This is a genomic window from Streptomyces sp. NPDC000410 (assembly GCF_040300305.1).
GTDB lineage: Bacteria > Actinomycetota > Actinomycetes > Streptomycetales > Streptomycetaceae > Streptomyces.
The window spans coordinates 92377-115742 of record NZ_JBEPDM010000014.1 but is presented as its reverse complement, the minus strand read 5'-3'; the positions used below and the strand labels follow the sequence as shown (position 1 = coordinate 115742).

Below are 23366 nucleotides of genomic sequence, written 5' to 3'. Positions count from 1 at the left end.
TCGCTCAGTTCGCCGGATCCGATTCGTCATGGTTCGGCAGAACCGGTTCGTCACAACGGGGCTCGGCATAACCAGTTCGGCATAACCGGTTCGTCGCGACCGGCCCGGCGCAACCGGTTCGTCACGTCCGCACGATCTTGATGCCGAACCGGTGGCTGCCGCCGAGGGCGAGTCCGATGGCGGTGTGCAGGTGCGAGTGCATTTCCATGCCACGGGCGGCGTGCAGCGAGCCCAGGTCGAGGATGTCGCTCCAGCCGTAGGAGCGCAGCAGCTCGGCGACGGCCGTCTTGGCGTCCTCGTGGTCGCCCGCGACGAACATGGTGTGGTCGCCGCCGCCGAACTCGGCCGGATTCACGACGGTTTCCTGTTCCTGGGTGACGAAGGCTTTGACGACCTTCGTGTCGGGAAGGGCGCGCTGGATCTGCTCGCCGAGGCTGTCGGTGTCGACAGGGCTCAGGCGCGGCATGGTGCCCCAGGGGGTCGGCCAGGGGTGCGGGACGTCGGGGTTGTAGATGAACGGCACGGCGTAGTCGATCAGGACCTTGCCGGCCAGGGCACCGGACGGGATGGCGGTCAGGGTGCGGACGGCGTTGGCGCCGTCGATGCCGTTGATGACCAGCTCGCCCGCGGCGGCGGCGTCGGCGAACGTGGTGAGCGCCAGGTCCGGGTGGCCGGCGAGGAAGTCGGCGAAGGGCGGGGTCCCCATCATGTCGGGCTCGGTACGGGCCAGTGTGGCCTCGGGGTCCCGGGTTCCGACGGTCACCTGGTGGCCGAGCTCCTTGAGCTTGGCGGCGTGACAGCGGGCACCGGCTCCGGTACCGAGGACGGCGATCTTCATGGGTCTCCCTCTGCGGACGAAGGGCGACAGCTTGCCGCCCCGATTGAGGACGATAGGTCCCTTTTAGGTCGCTGCATGTCCTAGATGCGCCGCGAGCCGGGTGAACAGCTCGCTGACGGCGGCGTCGGCGGCGGGCGAGATGGGGAACATGTTCAGGAAGCCGTGGATGAGCCCGTCGTAGTTGCGTACGAACACATCCCCCCGGCCTTTCGCAGGGCCCGGGCGTAGGCGAGGCCTTCGTCGCGCAGGGGGTCGTACTGGGCGGTGCGCGAGGGGTGGTCGCCGTCGAAGTCGGTCGGCGGGTAGGCCGGCAGCTGGGCGGCGAGGGGACGGTCCTCGTCGCGGAAGGTCCGGGCGATCACGGTGGCCAGGTCGGCGCCGGCGCTGTCCCCGGCCTGGGCGAGACGGTCGCGCACTGCGTCCTCGGCCGTGCGCCCGGTCTCGACGGCGGCGTCGAGGAACGCGATCAGCCGGTATTCGAAGCCCGCACCCGGTCGAGCGCCCCGTCGCGTGGGGGCCGCGATGTGCGCGTGGTGCGCTTGACAGCGAAATCGAACATCCATTCTTATGGGATTCCGGCCGCCCTCAGAACCTCTGAAATCCCTTGGAACCCCGGGGATTCCGATCGAGTTGTCCACAGGCCGGACGGGCGTCGGGGCGCATTGTCAGTGGCAGGGGTTAGCGTCTTTGACGTGAAGCGATCGACTCAAGCAAACCGGGTGGAACCCATGGCAGGAACCGACCGCGAGAAGGCGCTCGACGCCGCGCTCGCACAGATTGAACGGCAATTCGGCAAGGGCGCCGTGATGCGCCTGGGCGAGCGGCCGAACGAGCCCATCGAGGTCATCCCCACCGGGTCGACCGCGCTCGACGTCGCCCTCGGCGTCGGCGGCCTGCCGCGCGGCCGTGTGGTGGAGGTGTACGGCCCGGAGTCCTCCGGTAAGACGACCCTGACGCTGCACGCCGTGGCCAACGCGCAGAAGGCCGGCGGCCAGGTCGCCTTCGTGGATGCCGAGCACGCCCTCGACCCCGAGTACGCGAAGAAGCTCGGCGTCGACATCGATAACCTGATCCTGTCCCAGCCCGACAACGGCGAGCAGGCTCTCGAGATCGTCGACATGCTGGTCCGCTCCGGAGCCCTCGACCTGATCGTCATCGACTCCGTCGCCGCGCTCGTGCCGCGCGCGGAGATCGAGGGCGAGATGGGCGACTCGCACGTGGGACTGCAGGCCCGGCTGATGAGCCAGGCGCTGCGGAAGATCACCAGCGCGCTCAACCAGTCCAAGACCACGGCGATCTTCATCAACCAGCTCCGCGAGAAGATCGGTGTGATGTTCGGCTCGCCGGAGACCACGACCGGTGGCCGCGCGCTGAAGTTCTACGCCTCGGTGCGTATCGACATCCGTCGCATCGAGACCCTGAAGGACGGCACGGAGGCGGTCGGCAACCGCACCCGCTGCAAGGTCGTGAAGAACAAGGTGGCGCCGCCCTTCAAGCAGGCCGAGTTCGACATCCTCTACGGCCAGGGCATCAGCCGCGAGGGCGGCCTGATCGACATGGGCGTGGAGCACGGCTTCGTCCGCAAGGCCGGCGCCTGGTACACGTACGAGGGCGATCAGCTCGGTCAGGGCAAGGAGAACGCGCGCAACTTCCTGAAGGACAACCCCGACCTCGCCAACGAGATCGAGAAGAAGATCAAGGAGAAGCTGGGCGTCGGCGTCAAGCCGGAGGCCCCCACGGCCGAGCCGGGTGCGGACGCGGCGGGCTCGGCGGCCGCTGCGGCGGACGACGCGGGGAAGTCGGTGCCCGCGCCGGCCACGAAGGCCACGAAGGCCACCAAGGCGGCCGCGGCGAGCAAGAGCTGAGCCGTCCGTGACCCGGCGCACCGAATGGCCGGGCGACAGCCCCGACTCGTCGAGGGCCGAGAAGGAGCTGTCGCCCCAGGAACCGGCTGAGCGGGCGCGGGCGATCTGCCTGCGCCTGCTCACCGGAACCCCGCGCACGCGGAAGCAACTCCGCGACGCGCTGCACAAGAGGGACATCCCGGATGATGTCGCCGAAGAGGTCCTGTCCCGCTTCGAGGACGTCGGCCTCATCGACGACGCGGCGTTCGCGGACGCGTGGGTGGAGTCCCGGCATCACGGGCGGGGCCTGGCCCGCCGGGCCCTCGCCCGCGAGCTGCGTACCAAGGGCGTCGACCCGTCGGTGATCGACGACGCGGTCGGACAGCTCGACTCCGAGCGGGAGGAGGCGACGGCCCGCGAACTGGTCGCCCGCAAACTGCGGGCCACCCGCGGCCTCGACCGCGACCGCCGCCTGCGGCGCCTTGCGGGCATGCTCGCCCGCAAGGGATACGGGGAGGGCATGGCGCTGAGGGTGGTGCGCCAGGCCCTGGAGGAAGAGGGAGAGGACACCGAGGGCCTCGACGAGGGGCTGTACTGACGCGGAGACCAGGGGCACACCGTGGCCGAGGCACCCGGACGGGGCACCCCAGGCCGGCCCGCCCCTGGGCCCGGGGCGGGCCGGGGCGGGGAGCCGACGGCCTCCTCGCTCACCACGTGCGGATCGCCCGGAAGCCCGACCGTACGAGTACCTCCGCGCCGCCGCCCGTGGCAGGGAGGCCCTGCGCTTGCGTGCCCGGAAGCCCTATGCCCCGGTGACTGACGGGGAGGCCTCGGTGACCGGGAGGCCCTGCGCGCGCCAGGCCTGGAATCCGCCCGTGAGGTCGGTCGCGCGGTGGAGGCCGAGTTGCTGGAGGGACGCCGCCGCGAGCGAGGACGCGTACCCCTCGTTGCAGATCACCACGACCCGCAGATCATGGCTGGTGGCCTCGGGTGCCCGGTGGCTGCCCAACGGGTCCAGCCGCCACTCCAGCTCATTGCGTTCGACGACGAGCGCGCCGGGGATCAGCCCGTCCCGCTCGCGCAGTGCCGCGTAACGGATATCCACGAGCAGGGCGCCGTCCGCCGCCGCCTCGTAGGCCTCGCGTGGAGCGACCCGGTCCAGGCCTTCCCGGACCCGCTCCAGCAACTCATCGATACCCACCGGACGTTCGCTCACTGCCAGTCCTCCGGACGCTCGACCTGCTCCAGCCGCAGCACGGCACCGGACCGGCTGAAGCGCCGGATCAGTGGCAGCGGAGGGTAGTACGCGTGGACCGACACCGCGTGCGTGTCGGCGGACTCGTTGAGCACCTCGTGCACATGGTGCCGCCCGAACGCCCGGCCGTCCCCGGGGCCGAGCCGCCGCTCGCGGTCGACGCCGTCGTTCAGCTCCAGGGTCTTCCAGCCGCTCGCCGGAAGCCGTACCGCGAGCGCGTTCTCCTTGAGTTCACCCGAGGCCGTGGCGAAGGCCCCGACCGACTCGGCGTGGTCGTGCCAGCCCGTGCCGGTGCCCGGCGGCCAGCTGATCAGCCAGGCCTCGCTGCCGCCCGGCCCGTCGAGGCGTAGCCAGGTACGGCCCTCCGGGTCGAGCGGAAGGGAGGCAATCAGTTCGGTGTCGGCGGCGGTGCGCCGGACGAAGTCGAGAAGGTCGGCCGCGGTGGGTGCGGTGGGCGCGGCCGTTTGTGTCCGTACGGAAGCAGACTGAGGCACGGGAACCGTCCTGAGAGTTCGCTGAGGCACGCGCGGCCCGGGGTGTCCCCGGTGCGTCGTTGAACGCGGCCACGCGGAAGGAAGAAGGAGGCGAATTCAGCAGGACGGACGACACACGCAGCCCGCGTAGCGGACGAGGTCCATATGGACCCTCCGCCACAGGCGCAGATCGGTGTCGGTCACGATCCGGAGTACACCATGTGCGCCCGTGTCGGTCAATTGATGTCCGCGGTGCGGTCGGTGCGCACCGTGACAGGAGCGCCTCCGCGCACCGCGTCCGCCGCCGCGTGCAGGTCGGCCGGGCGCACCCCGGCGAACGCCGCGACCAGATGCCCGTCCGGCCGCACCAGCAGCACCGTGTGCGCGGACGCGCCCGGATAACCCTCGGTCACCAGCAGCTCGGCCCGTACCGGCAGCGCCGTGACGGCGGCGGCCAGCTGCGGCATCAGGCCCGCGGTCATCCAGTGCCGCCGTTCCCATACGCCCGTACCCGGAGCGACCAGCACCACCAGCAGCCGGCCCAGCCCGAGCCGGTCCCGGAGCCTTACGGCCGTGCCGTCCGGCGCCGTGACCGGGACATCGGCGACCGGCGCGCCGGGCGGCGTGCCCACGGCGGTGTGACCGTCGGCGTACGGAGGCGCGAGGGGGGAGTGTGGGTACGAGGGGGGCGCGCCCAGCGGGCCGAGCCCCAGATGCCCATCGGTCAGCAAGGTGTCGTGCCCCCGTGCGGCCCCCGGCAGATAGGTCCGCAGCCCCCCGCTGCCGCGCAGTATCGGCAGTGACTGATCGGCCGCCCGCAGCCGCGCGGCGACGGCGGTGCGGCGCTCGTCCTGATAGCTGTCGAGCAGGGTGTCCGACGCGCTGTGGTGCCACGCCTGGGCCAGCTTCCAGGCCAGGTTGTCGGCGTCGCGCAGCCCTTCGTCGACCCCCTGGGTGCCGACCGCGCCCAGGAGATGGGCGGCGTCCCCGGCGAGGAAGACCCGGTCCACGCGCCAGCGCCGGGCCAGCCGGTGGTGCAGCGTGTAGACGCCCGTGTCGATCAACTCGTACGGCGGCGTCCCACCGCACCAGCCGTCCAGCGTGTCCCGCACCCGGGTCACCAGAGCTTCGGGCGTGACCAGGTCGCCGCGCGCGGGAAGCAGCCAGTCCAGCCGCCAGGCCCCGTCCGGCAGCGGCCTGGCGGTCACCTCGTCGCCGCCCGTGCGCCAGGGCGGCAGCCGGTGCAGCACCGCCTCGTCGGGCCAGGGCAGTTCGGCGCGCAGCGCGGCGACGGCGTGGCGTTCGACCGCCGTACGGCCGGGGAAGCGGACTCCGAGCAGTTTGCGCACCGTAGACCTGGCCCCGTCGCAGCCGACGAGATAGCTCCCGCGCCACCATGTCGCCTCCGGGCCGCGCGTATGGGCTGTGACGCCGTCGCCGTCCTGCTCCAGGGAGTCGAGCCTGCTGTGTGTGGCGACCTGCACCAGATCACCACAGGCGGCGATGGCGTCGCGCAGCCCGCGCGTCAGGGCGTGCTGCGGAATGTGCACGGGGGCGGGGTACTCCTCGCCGCCGAGCTCCAGCGCGCGCATGTCCTGCTTGCGCCGGATCGACCGCCAGCCGACCCAGCGGGCGCCCTCGTCACGCAACGTGGTGCAGCCGAGCCGCTCCAGCAGGGCAGCGATGTCGGCACGCAGCACGACCGTACGGGCCGAGCGGGGCTCCTCCTTGCCCGCGCCCTCGTCGAGGACGACCGAGGGCACGCCCTGCGCCGCCAGGGCGAGCGAGAGCGCGAGCCCGACGGGGCCCGCGCCGACGACGATCACCGGGTCCACGGCACGACTCCGAGGGCCCGTACGGTCATGCGGAGAACACGAGAGGGAGCGGTTGGAGCCCGGTGCGCGATCACAGAACGTATGCAACCCACTGCCGGTGCCCCCGTCAAGCGACGAGGGGCGGCAGCGCATTCGCGCCGCCGCCCCCCTGGAGCCCTTCCAGCCACCGTGCGGTCAGATGCCGCCGCCGGCTCCGGCACCTCCGGTGCCGGAGTGGAAATCGCCCTGCGTCTGGATCTTGGCGGGGCCGACGGTCTCCAGACCGCCGCCGGGTCCCGCGTGCACCGCCGCGCCCGTGCTCTTCTTGCCGCGTCGCAGCTTGCGCTCCAGCCAGCTCGCGAACGAGGTGAGCGCGAAGTTCAGCGCGACGAAGATGACGGCGACGACGGTGAAGCAGGCGATGGTGTTCGCACCGTAGTTGGCACTCATGGGACGCACGGACGCCAGCAGTTCGGAGAAGGTCAGCATCGCGCCGCCGAGGGCGGTGTCCTTCACGATGACGACCAGCTGGCTGACGATCGCCGGCAGCATGGCGGTCACCGACTGCGGCAGCAGCACGTACCGCATGGTCTGGCCCTTGCGCATGCCGATCGCCTTGGCCGCGTCGGTCTGGCCCCGGGGCAGGGACAGGATGCCCGCCCGTACGATCTCCGCGAGCACCGAGGCGTTGTAGAGCACCAGACCGGTGACCACCGCGTACAGCGGACGCATGTCACTGCTGACGTCGGTGAACTCCGAGTACGCCGCGTTGGCGAACAGCATGAGGATGAGCACCGGGATCGCGCGGAAGAACTCCACGACGGTGCCCGCCGCGCCCCGCACCGACCGGTGGTCGGAGAGCCGGGCGATGCCGAAGAGCGCCCCGAGCGGCAGGGCGATGACCAGGGCCAGGCCCGCGGCCGTCAGGGTGTTCTCGAGCCCCGGCCAGATGTACGTCACCCAGGGCTGGGAGCTGGTGAAGAACGGTTCCCACTTGGCCCAGTCGAGCTGGTTCTTGGAGTCGAGGGCGTCGTACACCCACCACACCACGGCCGCGAGGGCCACCGCGAAGAGCCCCGTGTACAGGACGTTGCGCCGCTTGGCGCGCGGCCCCTGGGCGTCGTAGAGGACGGAAGTCATCGCTTCACCGCCACCTTCTTGCTCACCCAGCCGAGAACCAGTCCGGTCGGCAGGGTGAGGCAGATGAATCCGAACGCGAAGACGGCGGCGATCAGCAGGAGCTGCGCCTCGAACTCGATCATTTCCCGCATCAGCAGCGCGGCTTCGGCGACACCGATCGCGGCGGCGACGGTGGTGTTCTTGGTCAGCGCGATCAGCACGTTGGCCAGCGGATTGACGACCGCGCGGAAGGCCTGCGGGAGGATGATCAGCTTCAGGACCTGCGTGAAGCTGAGGCCGAGGGCACGCGCCGCCTCCGCCTGGCCGACGGGCACCGTGTTGATACCGGATCGCAGCGCCTCGCACACGAAGGCGGAGGTGTACGCGATCAGGCCGAGCACCGCGAGCCGGAAGTTGATCACATCGAAGTCCTCGGCGCCGAGGCTGATGTTGAGCGTCTGGAAGAGGCCCAGCGAGGCGAACACGATGACGACGGTGAGCGGGATGTTACGGACCACGTTCACATAGGCGGTGCCGAAACCACGCATCAGGGGGACCGGGCCGACCCGCATTCCGGCCAGCAGCGTTCCCCATATCAGGGATCCGAGGGCGGAGTAGACGGTGAGTTTCACCGTCACCCAGAAGGCCCCCAGCAGGTCATAACCTTCAAGAAAGTCGAACACGATCTCCCGCGCTTCCGCGTGTGGGGAGGGCTCGGCGCGCCGCCGTCACGGGCGGCGCGCCTTGTCAGCCCTGCTTCACTTGACGACGTTGCCGATCTTCGGGGCGGGCTCGTTCTTGTAGCCGGCCGGGCCGAAGTTGGCCTTCACGGCCTTGTCCCAGGAACCGTCGGCGACCATCTTGGTCAGCGCCGCGTCGATCTTCTTCTTGAGGTCGGAGTCGCCCTTCTTCAGGCCGATGCCGTAGTTCTCGTTGGTCATCTTGAAGCCGGCCAGCTTGAACTTGCCCTGGAACGAGGCCTGGGAGGCGTAGCCGGCGAGGATGGAGTCGTCGGTGGTCAGAGCGTCAACGGCCTTGTTCTCCAGGCCGGTGAGGCACTCCGAGTAGCCGCCGTAGTTCTGCAGCTGGGCCTTCGGGGCGAGCTTCTCCTTGGCGTTCTTCGCCGAGGTCGAACCGGTGACCGAGCACAGCTTCTTGTTGTTCAGGTCCGCCGGCGACTTGATCGAGTTGTCGTCGGCGCGGATCAGGACGTCCTGGTGGGCCAGCAGGTACGGACCGGCGAAGTCGACCTTCTTCAGACGCTCGTCGTTGATCGAGTAGGAGGCGGCGATGAACTTGACGTCACCACGCGAGATGGCCGACTCGCGGTCGGCGCTCTTCGTCTCCTTGAAGACGATGTCCTTGGCGTCGTAACCGAGCTCCTTGGCGATGTACGTGGCGACGTCGACATCGAAGCCGGTGTACTTGCCGTCAGGCGTCTTCAGGCCGATGCCCGGCTGGTCGATCTTGATGCCGATGGTGATCTTTCCGTCACCGCCGCTGCCCTTGTCGTCACCGCCGCCGCCGCACGCGGTGGCGGTCAGGGCGAGCGCGACGGCGCCGGCTGCGGCGAGGGATGCCTTGCGGAGCTTCATGGTGAACTTCCCTTGGTTAGACGTGATGTGCGACGCGATCAGCTGAACGTTGCCCACGCAACGTGCCCCGAGCCCGCCCGGTTCAACACCCGGGGCGGTACCCGGTTCGGGCGGTACCCGGTTCGGGCAGTACTCGCTTCGGCGGGGCAGGCCGGTGCGGGTGCGGTTCAGTGGTGCAGGATCTTCGACAGGAAGTCCTTCGCCCGGTCGCTGCGCGGACTGCTGAAGAACTGGTCGGGCGTGGCCTCTTCGACGATCTTGCCGTCCGCCATGAACACGACCCGGTTGGCGGCCGAGCGCGCGAAGCCCATCTCATGGGTGACGACGACCATCGTCATTCCGTCGCGCGCCAGCTGCTGCATGACCTCGAGCACCTCGTTGATCATCTCGGGGTCGAGGGCGGAGGTGGGCTCGTCGAAGAGCATCACCTTCGGGCCCATCGCCAGCGCCCGTGCGATCGCGACACGCTGCTGCTGACCGCCGGAGAGCTGCGCCGGGTACTTGTCGGCCTGCGAGCCGACACCCACCCGGTCGAGCAGGGCGCGGGCCTTCTCCTCGGCGGCCTTCTTGTCCGTCTTGCGGACCTTGAGCTGGCCCAGCATGACGTTCTCCAGCACGGTCTTGTGCGCGAAGAGGTTGAACGACTGGAAGACCATGCCCACGTCGGCACGCAGCCGGGCGAGCTCCTTGCCCTCCTGGGGCAGCGGCTTGCCGTCGATCGTGATCACGCCGGAGTCGATCGTCTCCAGCCGGTTGATGGTGCGGCACAGTGTGGACTTGCCGGACCCGGAGGGCCCGATGACGACCACGACCTCGCCACGCGCGATCGTCAGGTCGATGTCCTGGAGCACATGCAGCGCGCCGAAGTGCTTGTTGACGTTGCTCAGTACGACCAGGTCCGCCGCCGCAGGCGCAGCGTCCTCGGCGCCCTTGGTCACTGAAACTCCGCTCATCGGCTTCTTGCTCCGTCCTCCTCGGTTGGGAGGACACTAATCACGCAGTGCGATCAGCGTCAGTACATCTGAGCGGAAATTGAGCATAACGATCCGGCCTCAACCGGACACTCAGGGTGAACGGGGCGGGGAAGCTGGTTCCGGGTGCGTAACGGAAACCCCGGTGCCACAGGAACCCTCTTGACTCGCTGGTGCGCCATCGGCGTTCATTCCCTGTACACACGCGAGAGCTGCGCGACATATACGCGACACGCGCGCCATACCTACGCCATCGATACGCCAAGGTCACACCACGGAGGGGGGCCATGAGACTGCTGCTCGTCGAGGACGACAACCACGTCGCCGCGGCCCTGTCCGCGGTGCTCGCCAAGCACGGCTTCCAGGTGACGCACGCCCGCAGCGGCGAGGAGGCGCTCCAGGCGGTGCTCCCCGCGGCCGCCGCGGGGAAACCACCCTTCGGGGTCATCCTGCTCGACCTGGGACTGCCCGACCAGGACGGCTATCAGGTCTGCGGCAAGATCCGGAAGCTCACCTCCACCCCGGTGATCATGGTCACCGCGCGGTCCGACGTACGTTCCCGGATACACGGCCTCAACCTCGGCGCCGATGACTACGTCGTCAAGCCGTACGACACCGGCGAACTGCTCGCCCGCATCCACGCCGTCAGCCGGCGCAACGCACCCGGTGACGAGACGGGGCCGGCCGGCGAGGACGCCCTCCAGCTGGGCTCGGTCACCATCGAACTGCCCACGCGCCGCGTCAGCGTCGACGGCACGGCCGTACAGCTGACCCGCAAGGAATTCGACCTGCTCGCCCTGCTCGCCCAGCGGCCGGGTGTCGTCTTCCGCCGGGAGCAGATCATCAGTGAGGTGTGGCGCACCAGCTGGGAGGGCACCGGCCGCACCCTCGAAGTGCATGTCGCCTCCCTGCGCTCCAAGCTCCGTATGCCCGCCCTGATCGAGACCGTGCGCGGCGTCGGCTACCGCCTGGTCGCGCCCGCCGCGTAACGGCGACACCTCCCCTTGCGTACCCGCCTGCTGCCGCTGCTCATCGTCCTGATGGCGGGCGTCCTGCTCGCCCTGGGTTTCCCGCTCGCCGTGAGCCTCGCCGCGGCCGAGCAGCAGAGGGTTGTCGTCGACAGGCTGGACGACACCGCGCGGTTCGCGGCGCAGGCCCAGTTCGTCACCGACGGCACGGCCGGCCAGGACGAGCGCCGCGCGACGCTCGTGGCGGAGCTGAACCGCTACAACGACGTGTACGGAATGCGCGGGGGCGTCTTCTACCGCAGTGACGTCCCCATGGCCCGCGCCCCCGAGGACTGGCGGATCCCCTACTCCGGGGAGGGCCGCCGGGCCTACCAGGAGGCTCTTCTGGGGCGACGCAGCCACGATCCGCCCCAGGTGTGGCCCTGGCAGGAGGACGCCAGGCTCGTCGTCGCCTCGCCGGTGGTACGGGACGGCGACGTCGTCGCGGTCGTCGTCACCGACTCGCCCACCGGGCAGCTGCGCTCGCGGATCCTGAACGGTTGGCTGGTGATCGCGGCGGGCGAATTCGCGGCGATGCTGCTCGCGGTGGGCGCGGCCATCCGGCTCACCGGCTGGGTACTGCTGCCCGTACGCGTCCTCGACGCCGCAACGCACGACATCGCGACCGGCCGGATGAACTCGCGGGTCGCGGCGGCCGGCGGACCGCCGGAACTGAGGCGGCTGGCCCATTCGTTCAACGAGATGGCCGACAACGTCGAAGAAGTGCTGGAGCAGCAGCGCGCCTTCGTCGCCGACGCCTCTCACCAGCTGCGCAACCCGCTCGCGGCCCTGCTGCTGCGCATCGAGCTCCTCGCCCTCGAGCTCCCCGAGGGGAACGAGGAGATCGCGTCCGTACGCACCGAGGGCAAGCGCCTCGCCCGGGTCCTCGACGACCTGCTGGACCTGGCGCTGGCCGAGCACGCCTCCGCGGAGCTCCAGCTCACCGACGTCGGCGAGCTGGCGGACGAGCGGGTCGCGGCCTGGCGGCCGCTCGCCGACGAGAAGGGGGTCCTGCTCACCGGTGACTGCCCCGCGCTCACCGCGTGGGCGGACCCCATCGCCCTCTCCAGCGCCCTCGACGCCGTGATCGACAACGCCCTGAAGTTCACTCCCGGGGGAGAGGAGGTCACGGTGACGGTCGCTGCCGACGGCGAGCGCGCCACGATCGTGATCACCGACCGGGGTCCGGGGTTGACCGACGACGAGCTGGACCGTATCGGCGACCGCTTCTGGCGCAGCAACCGCCACCAGAACGTGAAGGGCTCGGGCCTCGGCCTCTCCATCAGCCGCGCGCTGCTCTCGGCGGGTGGTGGCACGCTGTCGTACGAGCACGGTGAACCGGCCGGGCACGGTGAACCGGCCGGGCACGGTGAACCGGCCGGGCACGGTGGGGCGGAGGGGCATGCTGGGCCGGACGGGCACGGTGAACCGGCCGGGCACGGTGAACCGGCCGGGCACGGTGAACCGGCCGGGCACGGTGGGGCGGAGGGGCATGCTGGGCCGGACAGGCACGGTGGGCCGGACGGCGAACGGCGCGGGCTGCGCGTGACGCTCGCGGTTCCGCGCACCGCTACCTCCGCGGCGACGCGCCTCCCCGCGTAGACGACGCCGAAGATCCGAGCGGCAGGCGGGGTTTGAGAGCCATCTGCGGTCCAAGAGGGCCCGCCGCCGCCACGCGGCCTACGGTTTGACCGAGCGGTAGTACCGCCGGGCACCCTCATGCAGCTGCAACGGGTCGGTGTAGATTGCCGTCCGCAGATCCACCAGTTGGGCCGGGTGCACCTCTTGCCCGATCCGGTCCCGGCTGTCGATGACCGCACGGGTGAAGCTCTCGGTCAGTTCCGACTCGGCACGATCGGTCGTCACCAGCAGGTTCGTGACGGCGAGGGTCTCCACCTGCACCGCACCGCCCATGATGTGCGGATAGGCGTCGGCGGGAACCACGGCCGAGCGGTAGTAGCGGGTCGCCCCGCCCGCGTCGTGGACCCGGTCGATCAGCAGCTTGTCGAGCGGGACGAGCCGGATGGCGAAGCGCTCGGACAGCTTCTGCACGGCGTTCGTGGGCAGTCCGCCCGACCAGAAGAAGGCGTCCAGCTCGCCCCGCTCCAGCCGGCCCGGCATGGTGTCGATCCCTGCGGACACCGGCTCGACGTCCTTCACGGGGTCGAGGCCGGCCGCCGACAGCACCCGATCGGCGATGATCCGCACACCCGACCCGTCCTGACCGACGCCCACGCGCTTGCCGCGCAGATCCGCCGGCTTTCGCGCGGGCGAGTCCTGCGGCACGACCAGTTGCACATAGTCGTCGTACAGCCGTGCGCAGCCCCGCAGCCGGTCCGCACCGGGGCGGCTCTCCCGCTGGTACTTCGCCACCGCGTCGGCGGTGGCGATCGTGAAGTCGGCCTCGCCGTTCGCGACGCGGGCCAGGTTCTGCTGGGAGCCCTCGCTGGTCCGCAGGTCTATCGAGACCTCCGGCAGATCGCGGGCGAGCACGTTCTGCAACAGCTCGCCGTACCGCTGGTAGACCCCGGTCTTCACGCCCGTACTGAACGTGAGCCGTCCGCCGGGCGCGCTCTCGCCGACCGGCAGCAGCCACCACAGCAGCAGCCCGCCCACCACGGCCATGACGACGGACCCCTGCAGGGCACGACGGCGGGTGATGCGGATGTTGCGGCGGATTCTGGACAGAGCCGGGAGCATGGCGTGATCCTGCCAGTCCACTCCTCGTGATCGCCAGGGTCGGCGTCACGCCCCCCGGTGCGCGGTGGCTGGCCCGGGGCACCGGGTACTCCTACCGGGGCGGGGTGTCGGAGCCGCCGACTAGGATGCGGGCATGAGTCAGCAGGTGTGGCGCGCGGCCCGGCCCCATGGGGTGCGGGACTACGTGCTGCTCGTGCCGGCAGTCCTGGCCGTGCTCGCCGGACTGGTGGCCATGCATGGTCTCGGGCCCGCGGTGCCTTCCGCGCTGTCCCATCCCGCGCCTGCGGGACATGCGGCGCCGGCGGCGCATGCGGTGCCCGTCGCGCCTGCCGTGCCCGCGGGGCCTGTGGGACATGCGGCGCCCGCCGCCGCGCCCGCCATGCATGAAGCCCACCACGTGGCCCCGGCGGCGTCACACACCGCCATGGCGGACCCCGAGGGCTGCGTCCATGCCGACCGTGCCGACCATGACGGCGGCGGCGCCGGCGGACATGCCGAGCACGCCGACGCCACCTGCGCGGCCGGTGGCACCAGCACGGCGCCGGAGCTGCCCGCCCCCCACCAGGGCCGGACCGTCACGGGACTGATGGAGGACCTGCCCTCTCCCGTTTCCGCGGCCACTCCGAGCGGGCGCGCCCCGCCCTCGCTGAGCGAATTGCAACTCCTGCGCATATAGGGCAGCCCCGGTGCGCCCGGCCCCCTTTTTCGGCCGGCGTCGCCTCCGAGAGCCATGCCTGAATTCAGCGCAGACACAGGAGTCGCATCATCATGACCGCACACCGTTCCCTGATCCGTCGTGCCACCGCCGTCGCGGCCACGGCCACCGCCGCCCTCGTGCTCGTCGCCTGCGGCGCCGGCGACGAGAGCTCGCCCGGCCACGGCGACCACGGCGGGACCTCCTCGCCCAGTGCGTCGGCCTCCGCGGACCGGGGCACCGAGCAGGGCGGCCGCAATGCCGCCGACGTCTCCTTCGCGAAGGGGATGATCCCGCACCACCGGCAGGCGGTCGAGATGGCCGGACTCGCCGCGACCCGGGCGGAGTCCGCCGAGGTCAAGAAGCTGGCCGGAGAGATCAAGAAGGCGCAGGACCCGGAGATCAACACGCTGTCCGGGTGGCTGAGGTCCTGGGGTGAGGATGTCCCCGCGGAGAGCCAGGGCGCGGAGCACGCTGGGCACTCGATGTCCGGGATGATGACGTCCGGCGAGATGGACAAGCTGGAGAAGTCCTCAGGCAAGGCGTTCGACACCGCGTTCCTCGAGTTGATGATCAAGCACCACGAAGGCGCCGTCGAGATGGCCAGGACCGAGCAGTCCGACGGTCGCTACGCGCCCGCCAAGGACATGGCGGGCGCCATCGTCACGTCCCAGAGCGCCGAGATCTCGCGCATGAACAAGCTGCTGGGCAGGGGCTGACGCTCAACCGCGCGCCGCGGGACGGTCACCCGGCCGTCCCGCGGCGCCTTGCGTAACGTCTTCTGCAGGCTCCGGCGTCGGGAGTTACCCGGGGCACCGCCTACCCTTGTTCCATGACCAGCAGCGACCGGAGCCAGGCAGTGGACGTCAAGGGAACTTACGAGGTACGCACCTACGGGTGCCAGATGAACGTTCACGACTCCGAGCGGCTCTCCGGTCTGCTGGAGGACGCGGGCTACGTTCGCGCGCCCGAAGGCTCCGACGGCGACGCCGACGTCGTCGTCTTCAACACCTGCGCGGTCCGTGAGAACGCCGACAACAAGCTCTACGGCAACCTCGGCCGGCTCGCCCCGATGAAGACCAGGCGGCCCGGCATGCAGATCGCCGTCGGCGGCTGTCTGGCGCAGAAGGACCGCGACACCATCGTCAAGAAGGCGCCCTGGGTCGATGTCGTCTTCGGTACGCACAACATCGGCAAGCTGCCGGTGCTGCTGGAGCGCGCCCGCGTCCAGGAGGAGGCGCAGGTCGAGATCGCCGAGTCGCTGGAGGCCTTCCCCTCCACACTGCCGACCCGGCGGGAGTCCGCGTACGCGGCCTGGGTCTCGATCTCCGTCGGCTGTAACAACACGTGCACCTTCTGTATCGTGCCGGCGCTGCGCGGCAAGGAGGAGGACCGCCGCCCCGGCGACATCCTCGCCGAGATCGAGGCCCTGGTCGGCGAAGGCGTTTCCGAGATCACCCTGCTCGGCCAGAACGTCAACGCGTACGGCTCCGATCTGGGCGACCGCGAGGCCTTCAGCAAGCTGCTGCGCGCCTGCGGCGAGATCGAGGGCCTGGAGCGGGTCCGCTTCACCTCGCCGCACCCGCGCGACTTCACGGACGACGTGATCGCGGCGATGGCCGAGACGCCGAACGTGATGCCGCAGCTGCACATGCCGCTGCAGTCCGGCTCGGACACGATCCTCAAGGCGATGCGCCGCTCGTACCGGCAGGAGCGGTTCCTCGGGATCATCAAGAAGGTCCGCGACGCCATCCCGCGCGCGGCGATCTCCACCGACATCATCGTGGGCTTCCCCGGCGAGACCGAGGAGGACTTCGAGCAGACGATGCACACCGTGCGGGAGGCCCGCTTCGCGAACGCCTTCACCTTCCAGTACTCCAAGCGCCCCGGCACCCCGGCGGCCACCATGGAGGGGCAGGTCCCGAAGGAGGTCGTACAGGCCCGGTACGAGCGCCTGGTCGCCCTCCAGGAGGAGATCTCCTGGGAGGAGAACAAGAAGCAGGTCGGCCGCACCCTGGAGGTCATGGTCGCGGAGGGCGAGGGCCGCAAGGACGGCGCCACCCACCGCCTGTCGGGCCGGGCTCCCGACAACCGCCTGGTGCACTTCACCAAGCCGGAGCAGGAGGTCCGCCCCGGCGACGTGGTGACCGTGGAGATCACGTACGCGGCACCGCACCACCTGCTCGCGGAGGGCCCGGCCCAGGCCGTGCGCCGTACCCGCGCGGGCGACGCCTGGCAGAAGCGCAACGAGGCCCCGCCGCAGCAGCCCGGCGTGATGCTAGGCCTGCCCACGGTGGGCATTCCCGCCCCCCTCCCGGCCCCGACGGGCGGCTGCTCGGCACTCGGCTGACCCCCATCCGCCCGGCCCCCTCCGCCGGACCCGCACGACGCGACCCCGCCCGGCTCCCGCGAGGGATGCCGAGGGCGGCCCGCGCCGGGATTCCCCAGCGGCTCGTACGGTGGCGCCTCGGCCGGGCCCGAACGGCGGCCGGAGGGCTCCCGCGACGGGGTTCGCGTGGCCCGCGCGGTGGATGTGCCGCGAGTCCTTGTGGTGGATCCCGAGGGCGGCCCCGAACGGCGCACTCCACGGACTAGGCTGCGGATCATGCTTGTCTCCGCCGCCGTCTGCCCCTGCCCGCCGCTCCTGGTCCCCGAGGTCGCCGCAGGCGCCGCGCCCGAGTTGGACGCCGTCCGGGACGCGTGTGCCGACGCGCTGGGCGTGCTGGCCGCGTCCCGTCCCGACCGGCTGGTCGTGGTCGGGCCCGCGGACGAGGGCGCGAGCGGGCCGCACCCGGAGGGCGCCACGGGGTCCTTCCACGGCTTCGGCGTCGATGTCGCCGTACGCCTGGGCGCGGCCGGCGCCACGACGCAGTCCGGGCGCCCCCTCCCGGTGTCGCTCGCCGTCGCCGCCTGGCTGCTCGACCGGGTGCGCTGGGCCGGCGTTCCTGTGGAGGGCGTCGGCATCGAGGAGCGGCTCGCCGCCGAGCGCTGTGCGGAGGCCGGCCGGGAGCTCGCCGCAGGACAGGACCGGATCGCGCTGCTCGTCATGGGCGACGGCAGCGCCTGCCGCACCCTGAAGGCGCCCGGCTATCTGGACCCCCGCGCCGCGGCCTTCGACGCGGAGGCGGCCCGCGCGCTGGGCACGGCGGACGTGCCGGCGCTCAAGGCCCTGGACGCGTCATTGGCGTACGAACTGAAAGCGGCGGGCCGCGCACCCTGGCAGGTGCTCGCGGGGGCCGCCGATGGCGCGGATCTGGCCGGGCAACTGCTCTACGAGGACGCCCCGTACGGCGTCGGCTACTTTGTCGCCGCCTGGTCCTGAAACCACGCACACGCAACACGAGCGGCGGACGGCCGCGGAGTCACTCTCCGCGGCCGTCCGCCGTTGCTACCGCACTGCTCAAGCGCTGTCAGCGCATCGCCGCCTCAGGGTGCGGGCGGTGGTGTGGTGCCCTCGTCCTTCCGGCCGGTGCCGTCGTCGTCCTTGTGGGCGAGACGGTCCAGGGCGTCCTTGGCCTTGCCGGTGCCAGACTCGATCTTGTCGCTGTACTTGCCCTTGGTCCGTTCATCGACCTTCCGCGCGGCCTTGTCCAGACCGTCCCCGATTTTGTCGATCTTGTCCCCGTGCTGCTGCGCGTAGCCGGAGACCTTGTCGGAGACCTTCTCCTTGGCGGGGGCGAACTTGGCCTTCAGCGTGTCCATGATGCCCATGGGTCACCTTCACTCGTGGGGATCTATTTCCGGGCGCCGTCGCCAGCCTCGTTGTCCGCGGCCTCCTCGGCGGACTGCTGCTTGGGGATGTCCACACTCTCCGCGGCGGGAGCCTCCGCCGCGTCGGGCTCGGCCCCGGCCGAGGGACCGTCCTCGGATTCGGCCGTCGGAGTGCCGACCGGGCTCTCCTCGGTTGACGCCTCGGCAGTTTCCTTACCCTTACGGCGAAACCTTGCAAAAACGCCCATATCTACTCCATAGCCTACTCGTGCGGGCGAAATTCCGCGTCGCCCGGAGCGTCCCATTGCGCCGCTCGGGGGTGCCGGTCCAGAAACCGGCGGCCGGAACCTCGCAACAGGCAACGACCCCGCTGGTGTGCCGTCACGTAACTCGTTCGGGGACGGCCCGCGAGGTTTGCGAGACTGGGGCGGTGAGAAGTGCAGCTCCCGCACCGCGGGTCATCGCCGTCGTCGGTCCCACAGCGGCCGGAAAGTCCGATCTGGGCGTTCATCTGGCCCAGCAGCTCGGCGGCGAGGTCGTCAACGCCGACTCGATGCAGCTGTACCGGGGGATGGACATCGGCACCGCCAAGCTGACGCCCGAGGAGCGCGGCGGCATCCCGCACCACCTCCTCGACATCTGGGACGTCAGGGAGGCGGCCAGCGTCGCCGAGTACCAGAAGCTGGCCCGCGCGGAGATCGACCGGCTGCTCGCCGAGGGGCGTACGCCCGTCCTCGTGGGCGGCTCCGGGCTGTACGTACGCGGGGCGATCGACGTCCTGGAGTTCCCCGGCACCGATCCCGCCGTACGGGCCCGGCTGGAGGCCGAGCTGGAGGAGGGCGGCTCCGGCGCCCTGCACGCCCGGCTGGCCGCCGCCGACCCGGACGCCGCCCAGGTCATCCTGCCCAGCAACGGCCGGCGCATCGTGCGCGCTCTCGAGGTCATCGAGATCACCGGCAAGCCCTTCACCGCCAACCTCCCGGGTCACGACTCCGTGTACGACACGGTCCAGATCGGCGTGGATGTCGAGCGCCCGGAACTCGACGAGCGCATCGCCCTGCGCGTGGACCGCATGTGGGAGGCGGGGCTCGTCGACGAGGTGCGCGAACTGGAAGCGCGGGGGCTGCGCGAGGGGCGCACGGCATCCCGGGCCCTCGGGTACCAGCAGGTGCTCGCGGCGCTGGCCGGGGAGTGCACCGAGGACGAGGCGCGCGCCGAGACCGTACGCGCCACCAAACGCTTCGCGCGCCGTCAGGACTCATGGTTCCGCCGCGACCCCCGTGTCCACTGGCTGAGCGGGGCCGCCGCCGACCGCGCGGAACTCCCGCACCGTGCCCTGGCGTTGGTCGAACGACCGGTTACAGCCTGATCACGTGATGGCATCGGGACGCTCCGGCCGTCATTCCGGTGCCCGGGGGCGTGCCATCATCGAGCATCGATCGACAGTTGAGTCCGAGTTGGGAGGGCGCGTGGCGATGGAGGCCGGCCCTCGCGAAAGAGATCAGGAAGCGAGTGAGGACGCGACGCGTCTGAGCCCCGACGGACCTGACGACACCCAGGACGTGCCCCCGGACGACGCGGGGGCGGGGGTGGGCGCCGAGGTCGAGGTGGAGCTGCGCCCGCAGCGCCGGCTGCGGATCTGGCAGCTCGCACCCATCGTGATGCTCGCCGCGGTCGGCTCGCTCATGTTCGCGTTCCCCCTCGCCTTCGGCTCGGGGGACGGCGGAGCCGTCGTCGCGATGCTCGGACTGCTGATCAGCAGCTGCGCCGCGGGCTGGGGCATGATGGCCGCCCGCAAGGTCGGACACACCTGGCCCGGCCTGCCGAAACGGGGATCGGGTGATCGCCCCGACTGGCGGGTGATCGCCCTGTACGTCGTCGTCGTGGCCGCACTGGTCGCGCTCGCGGTGTGGCGCGTCGCCCGCCTCCGCTGACGGCGACCGCCGTGCGGCCGCCGGTCCGGTGGGACGGCCCGCCGGGCTCCTCTCGTACGCGCTGTCGTACCCGGCCCGTACGATTGATCTCGTGACCTCAGCGCAGACCTCCCCGAGCACGTCCTCGTTCGCCTTCCTCAAGGGCCACGGCACCGAGAACGACTTCGTGATCGTCCCCGACCCAGAAGGCGCCCTGGAACTGTCCGCGGACAGCGTCGCCCGGCTCTGCGACCGCCGGGCCGGCATCGGCGGCGACGGGCTGCTGCGCGTCGTGCGCTCCGCCGCGCACCCCGAGGCGCGCTCCATGGCCGACGAGGCCGAGTGGTTCATGGACTACCGCAACGCGGACGGCTCGATCGCGGAGATGTGCGGCAACGGCATCCGGGTCTTCGCCCGCTACCTGGAGCACGCGGGTCATGTCACCGCCGGTGATGTCGCCATCGCCACGCGCTCGGGCGTCAAGCAGGTCCACCTCGCCAAGACCGGCGACGTGACGGTCTCGATGGGCCGCGCCCGGCTCCCCGAGGGCGGGGCCACGGTCACCGTCGACGGCCGCAGCTGGCCCGCCCGCAACGTGAACATGGGCAATCCGCACGCCGTGGCCTTCGTCGAGGACCTGGACCACGCGGGCGATCTGCTGTCCGTCCCGCCGTTCGCCCCCGCCTCGGTCTACCCGGACGGGGTCAACATCGAGTTCGTCGTGGACCGCGGCCCCCGCCATGTGGCGATGCGCGTGCACGAGCGCGGCGCGGCCGAGACCCGCTCCTGCGGTACGGGCGCGTGCGCGGTCGCGGTCGCCACGGCCCGCCGGGACGGCGCCGACCCCGCGGAGAGCGGCGCCCCCGTGACGTACACCGTGGACGTCCTCGGCGGCACGCTGGTGATCACCGAGCACCCGGACGGCGAGATCGAGATGACCGGCCCCGCGGTGATCGTCGCGGAGGGCCGTATCGAGCCCGGCCTGCTCACCGGTTCCACCGGCGACGCCACCGGTGATCAAACGGCTGTCGCATAGAGCTTCGCTCGAATGGGTGATCCGGTTCACGCTCGGCGAGAGCCGGACTCCGGCGCGTGGTGGGCTCGGTAGCATCAAGCACCGGCCGGGAGAGCAAGCCTGCCCTTCCCACCACCGGTCGACGCCGCCGGAGGTGCCCCATGAGTGCAGAGGCCACCAACCCTGGGAGCGCGGAGGTCACCAACCCCGGTGCCCCCAGCCGCCGCCGCGGCCGCCCCAGGATCGACCTCCGACGGCTGGGCCGGGCCGCGCTCCTTGGTTCCGCCGCCAGGGACCGGTTGCCCGACGCGATCGGCCACGTGGCGGACGCGCACCGAGCCCATCACCCCGACGCCGATCTCGCCATCCTGCACCGGGCGTACGTCCTGGCCGAGTCCTCGCACCGAGGCCAGTTCCGCAAGAGCGGCGAGCCGTACATCACCCATCCCCTCGCCGTGACCCTGATCCTCGCCGAACTCGGCGCGGAGACCACCACCTTGACCGCCGCCCTCCTCCACGACACCGTCGAGGACACCGAGGTGACGCTCGATCAGGTGAGAGCCGCGTTCGGCGACGAGGTCTGCTACCTCGTCGACGGCGTCACCAAACTCGAAAAGGTCGACTACGGTGCGGCGGCCGAGCCCGAGACCTTCCGCAAGATGCTCGTCGCCACCGGCAGCGACGTACGGGTCATGTCGATCAAGCTCGCCGACCGGTTGCACAACATGCGCACGCTCGGTGTCATGCGTCCCGAGAAGCAGGCCCGTATCGCCAAGGTGACCAGGGACGTTCTGATTCCGCTCGCCGAACGGCTCGGTGTCCAGGCGCTGAAGACCGAGCTGGAGGACCTCGTCTTCGCGATCCTCCACCCCGAGGAGTACGAACGCACCCGCGCGCTGATCGCGGACAACGCCGACGCGGCGGACGCGCTCGCGGCCATCGCCGAGCAGGTGCTGACCGTGCTCCGGGAAGCGGGCATCCAGGCGGAAGTGCTCATCCGGCCACGCCACTTCGTCTCCGTCCACCGCGTCCGGCTCAAGCGCGGCGAGCTGCGCGGCACCGACTTCGGAAGACTCCTCGTGCTCGTGGGAGAGGACGCCGACTGCTACGCGGTCCTCGGTGAACTGCACACCTGTTTCACCCCGTTGATCTCCGAATTCAAGGACTTCATCGCCGCGCCCAAGTTCAACCTCTACCAGTCGCTGCACACGGCGGTCGCAGGGACGGACGGCGCGGTGGCCGAAGTCCTCATCCGCACCCACCAGATGCACAAGGTCGCCGAGGCGGGCGTCATCGCCCTCGGCAATCCGTACACGGCATCCGACGGCCCCGAGACGGAGGCGGCACCGACCGCACAGACCGACCAGCCCGACGGCGAGCGCGCCGACCCGACCCGGCCCGGCTGGCTCTCGCGCCTGCTGGAGTGGCAGGAGTCAGCTCCCGACCCCGACACCTTCTGGACCTCGCTGCGCGCCGAACTCGCCGAGGACCGGGAGATCACGGTGTTCCGCGCCGACGGCGGCACGCTCGGCCTTCCGGCCGGAGCGAGCTGTGTGGACGCCGCGTACGCACAGTACGGAGAGGAAGCGCACGCCTGCATCGGCGCCCGCGTCAACGGCCGCCTCGCCACGCTCAGCACCCAGCTCAGCGACGGTGACACGGTGCAGCTCCTGCTCGCCGAGGACTCCGTTTCCGGGCCCTCGCCCGACTGGCTGGGGCACGCTCGTACCCCCGCCGCCCGCATCGCCATCACCGCCTGGCTCAGCAGGCATCCGGAGGGCGCGATCGCCGTCGGCGGAGCGGGGACCACCGTGCCCCGCGCGCCCGCCGCGCCCGCGGCCGGCCGCCGCGCCGCCGCGGGCGCCGTCACCGACCTGCCGGAGGCGACCGTACGGCTGGCCGGATGCTGCACCCCCGTACCGCCCGACGCGGTGACCGGCTTCGCGGTGCGCGGCGGGGCCGTCACCGTCCACCGCGCGGAGTGTCCCGCCGTGAGCCGGATGCGGGCCCTGGGGCGGGCCCCGGTCGGGGTCCGCTGGGGCGATGCGGCCGAATGCCGGGTGACGCTCGTTGCCGAATCGTTCGGGCGGCCGAGGCTGCTCGCGGACCTCACCGAGGTCATCGCGACGGCGGGTGCGGCGATTGTCGCGGCCACCATCGAACCGCCGAGCGAGCAGCGCGTTCGGCACACGTACACGCTCCAGCTCCCGGACGCCGCCGGGCTGCCCGCGCTGATGCGCGCGATGCGCGATGTCGCCGGGGTGTACGACGTCAGCCGCGCCCAGCACCCGGCCGCCACTCCCTGAGGGGCGTCTTCGGAGTCCCTGCCGCCCTTCGAAGACGCTCCCCAGTGCCTCGGAGTCCCCGTTCGGGTGGGTGCGGAGCGCGTCGTCGCGGTTCACGATCACCGCGCTGGT

At 71.1% G+C, this 23366-nt stretch carries 24 protein-coding genes and 1 pseudogene; 12 read left to right on the top strand and 13 right to left on the bottom strand.

Features of this window, described 5'->3' with window-relative positions; genetic code table 11:
• Window positions 1-121: 121 nt before the first annotated feature.
• Window positions 122-838, bottom strand: a complete 717-nt coding sequence (locus tag ABT342_RS17440) for an NADPH-dependent F420 reductase (RefSeq protein ID WP_351573836.1) — start codon at window positions 836-838, stop codon at window positions 122-124.
• A 152-nt stretch (window positions 839-990) separates the two neighbouring features.
• Window positions 991-1401 (bottom strand): alpha/beta hydrolase, encoded by a 411-nt coding sequence (locus ABT342_RS17435; protein WP_351573833.1) that lies wholly within the window; start codon window positions 1399-1401, stop codon window positions 991-993.
• A 165-nt stretch (window positions 1402-1566) separates the two neighbouring features.
• On the opposite strand from ABT342_RS17435, the gene recA reads away from it, so the two are divergent.
• Both recA and recX read left to right on the top strand, forming a co-directional pair.
• On the top strand, window positions 1567-2703 hold the full coding sequence (recA, locus tag ABT342_RS17430; RefSeq protein WP_351573830.1) for a recombinase RecA: 1137 nt from the start codon (window positions 1567-1569) through the stop codon (window positions 2701-2703).
• The gene (gene recX, locus ABT342_RS17425) at window positions 2588-3280 is read left to right on the top strand and encodes a recombination regulator RecX (RefSeq protein WP_351573827.1); all 693 of its coding nucleotides are present in this window, start codon (window positions 2588-2590) and stop codon (window positions 3278-3280) included. Before recA ends, recX begins: the two co-directional genes overlap by 116 nt.
• 204 nt (window positions 3281-3484) lie before the next feature.
• On the opposite strand, the gene ABT342_RS17420 is transcribed toward recX, so the two are convergent.
• From ABT342_RS17420 to ABT342_RS17385, 8 genes are all read right to left on the bottom strand, one after another.
• Window positions 3485-3904, bottom strand: coding sequence for a rhodanese-like domain-containing protein (locus ABT342_RS17420; RefSeq protein WP_502965561.1), 420 nt, complete (start codon window positions 3902-3904; stop codon window positions 3485-3487).
• The gene (locus tag ABT342_RS17415; RefSeq protein ID WP_351573821.1) at window positions 3895-4431 is read right to left on the bottom strand and encodes a cupin domain-containing protein; all 537 of its coding nucleotides are present in this window, start codon (window positions 4429-4431) and stop codon (window positions 3895-3897) included. The genes ABT342_RS17420 and ABT342_RS17415 overlap by 10 nt, the downstream gene beginning before the upstream one ends.
• 96 nt (window positions 4432-4527) lie before the next feature.
• Window positions 4528-4614 carry a putative leader peptide gene (locus tag ABT342_RS17410; protein WP_348541654.1) on the bottom strand — a complete coding sequence of 29 codons (87 nt, stop codon included), beginning with the start codon at window positions 4612-4614 and terminating at the stop codon, window positions 4528-4530.
• Window positions 4615-4646: 32 nt separating this feature from the next.
• Window positions 4647-6245, bottom strand: a complete 1599-nt coding sequence (locus tag ABT342_RS17405; RefSeq protein ID WP_351573818.1) for an FAD-dependent monooxygenase — start codon at window positions 6243-6245, stop codon at window positions 4647-4649.
• Window positions 6246-6419: 174 nt separating this feature from the next.
• Window positions 6420-7364: an amino acid ABC transporter permease gene (locus tag ABT342_RS17400; RefSeq protein WP_351573815.1), complete on the bottom strand. Its 945-nt coding sequence runs from the start codon at window positions 7362-7364 to the stop codon at window positions 6420-6422.
• A complete protein-coding gene (locus ABT342_RS17395; RefSeq protein ID WP_351573812.1) occupies window positions 7361-8026 on the bottom strand; it encodes an amino acid ABC transporter permease in 666 nt (221 codons plus the stop codon). Before ABT342_RS17395 ends, ABT342_RS17400 begins: the two co-directional genes overlap by 4 nt.
• Window positions 8027-8101: 75 nt before the next feature.
• Window positions 8102-8938 (bottom strand): glutamate ABC transporter substrate-binding protein, encoded by an 837-nt coding sequence (locus tag ABT342_RS17390; protein ID WP_351573809.1) that lies wholly within the window; start codon window positions 8936-8938, stop codon window positions 8102-8104.
• Window positions 8939-9105: 167 nt separating this feature from the next.
• Window positions 9106-9891 carry an amino acid ABC transporter ATP-binding protein gene (locus ABT342_RS17385; protein WP_351573806.1) on the bottom strand — a complete coding sequence of 262 codons (786 nt, stop codon included), beginning with the start codon at window positions 9889-9891 and terminating at the stop codon, window positions 9106-9108.
• A gap of 305 nt (window positions 9892-10196) precedes the next feature.
• Between ABT342_RS17385 and ABT342_RS17380 the strand changes: the two genes are divergently transcribed.
• Both ABT342_RS17380 and ABT342_RS17375 read left to right on the top strand, forming a co-directional pair.
• The gene (locus ABT342_RS17380; RefSeq protein WP_351573803.1) at window positions 10197-10898 is read left to right on the top strand and encodes a response regulator transcription factor; all 702 of its coding nucleotides are present in this window, start codon (window positions 10197-10199) and stop codon (window positions 10896-10898) included.
• 15 nt (window positions 10899-10913) lie between these two features.
• A pseudogene (locus ABT342_RS17375) lies at window positions 10914-12263 on the top strand (sensor histidine kinase); the annotation flags it as partial.
• 333 nt (window positions 12264-12596) lie between these two features.
• On the opposite strand, the gene ABT342_RS17370 reads toward ABT342_RS17375, so the two are convergent.
• Entirely contained in the window at window positions 12597-13616 is a 1020-nt protein-coding gene (locus ABT342_RS17370; RefSeq protein ID WP_351573800.1) for a TAXI family TRAP transporter solute-binding subunit, read from the bottom strand.
• A 133-nt stretch (window positions 13617-13749) separates the two neighbouring features.
• Here ABT342_RS17370 and ABT342_RS17365 point away from each other — a divergent pair, with 133 nt between their 5' ends.
• The 4 genes from ABT342_RS17365 (at window position 13750) to ABT342_RS17350 (ending at window position 17632) form a co-directional block, all read left to right on the top strand.
• Window positions 13750-14292 (top strand): DUF6153 family protein, encoded by a 543-nt coding sequence (locus ABT342_RS17365; RefSeq protein WP_351573798.1) that lies wholly within the window; start codon window positions 13750-13752, stop codon window positions 14290-14292.
• Window positions 14293-14384: 92 nt separating this feature from the next.
• Complete coding sequence (locus ABT342_RS17360) at window positions 14385-15029, top strand: DUF305 domain-containing protein (protein ID WP_351573795.1); 645 nt, start codon at window positions 14385-14387, stop codon at window positions 15027-15029.
• 113 nt (window positions 15030-15142) lie between these two features.
• Complete coding sequence (miaB, locus tag ABT342_RS17355) at window positions 15143-16660, top strand: tRNA (N6-isopentenyl adenosine(37)-C2)-methylthiotransferase MiaB (protein ID WP_351573792.1); 1518 nt, start codon at window positions 15143-15145, stop codon at window positions 16658-16660.
• A gap of 255 nt (window positions 16661-16915) precedes the next feature.
• Window positions 16916-17632, top strand: coding sequence for a class III extradiol dioxygenase subunit B-like domain-containing protein (locus tag ABT342_RS17350; protein WP_351573789.1), 717 nt, complete (start codon window positions 16916-16918; stop codon window positions 17630-17632).
• A gap of 104 nt (window positions 17633-17736) precedes the next feature.
• On the opposite strand, the gene ABT342_RS17345 is transcribed toward ABT342_RS17350, so the two are convergent.
• Together ABT342_RS17345 and ABT342_RS17340 are read right to left on the bottom strand one after the other, a co-directional pair.
• Complete coding sequence (locus ABT342_RS17345; RefSeq protein ID WP_351573786.1) at window positions 17737-18021, bottom strand: antitoxin; 285 nt, start codon at window positions 18019-18021, stop codon at window positions 17737-17739.
• Window positions 18022-18044: 23 nt separating this feature from the next.
• Window positions 18045-18269 (bottom strand): hypothetical protein, encoded by a 225-nt coding sequence (locus ABT342_RS17340; protein WP_351573783.1) that lies wholly within the window; start codon window positions 18267-18269, stop codon window positions 18045-18047.
• Between the two features lie 182 nt (window positions 18270-18451).
• On the opposite strand from ABT342_RS17340, the gene miaA reads away from it, so the two are divergent.
• From miaA to ABT342_RS17320, 4 genes are all read left to right on the top strand, one after another.
• Window positions 18452-19390: a tRNA (adenosine(37)-N6)-dimethylallyltransferase MiaA gene (miaA, locus tag ABT342_RS17335; RefSeq protein ID WP_351573780.1), complete on the top strand. Its 939-nt coding sequence runs from the start codon at window positions 18452-18454 to the stop codon at window positions 19388-19390.
• Window positions 19391-19496: 106 nt separating this feature from the next.
• On the top strand, window positions 19497-19955 hold the full coding sequence (locus ABT342_RS17330; RefSeq protein ID WP_351573906.1) for a hypothetical protein: 459 nt from the start codon (window positions 19497-19499) through the stop codon (window positions 19953-19955).
• 91 nt (window positions 19956-20046) lie between these two features.
• A complete protein-coding gene (gene dapF / locus ABT342_RS17325; protein WP_351573777.1) occupies window positions 20047-20970 on the top strand; it encodes a diaminopimelate epimerase in 924 nt (307 codons plus the stop codon).
• 140 nt (window positions 20971-21110) lie between these two features.
• The gene (locus ABT342_RS17320) at window positions 21111-23255 is read left to right on the top strand and encodes a RelA/SpoT family protein (RefSeq protein ID WP_351573774.1); all 2145 of its coding nucleotides are present in this window, start codon (window positions 21111-21113) and stop codon (window positions 23253-23255) included.
• Window positions 23256-23366 lie beyond the last annotated feature (111 nt).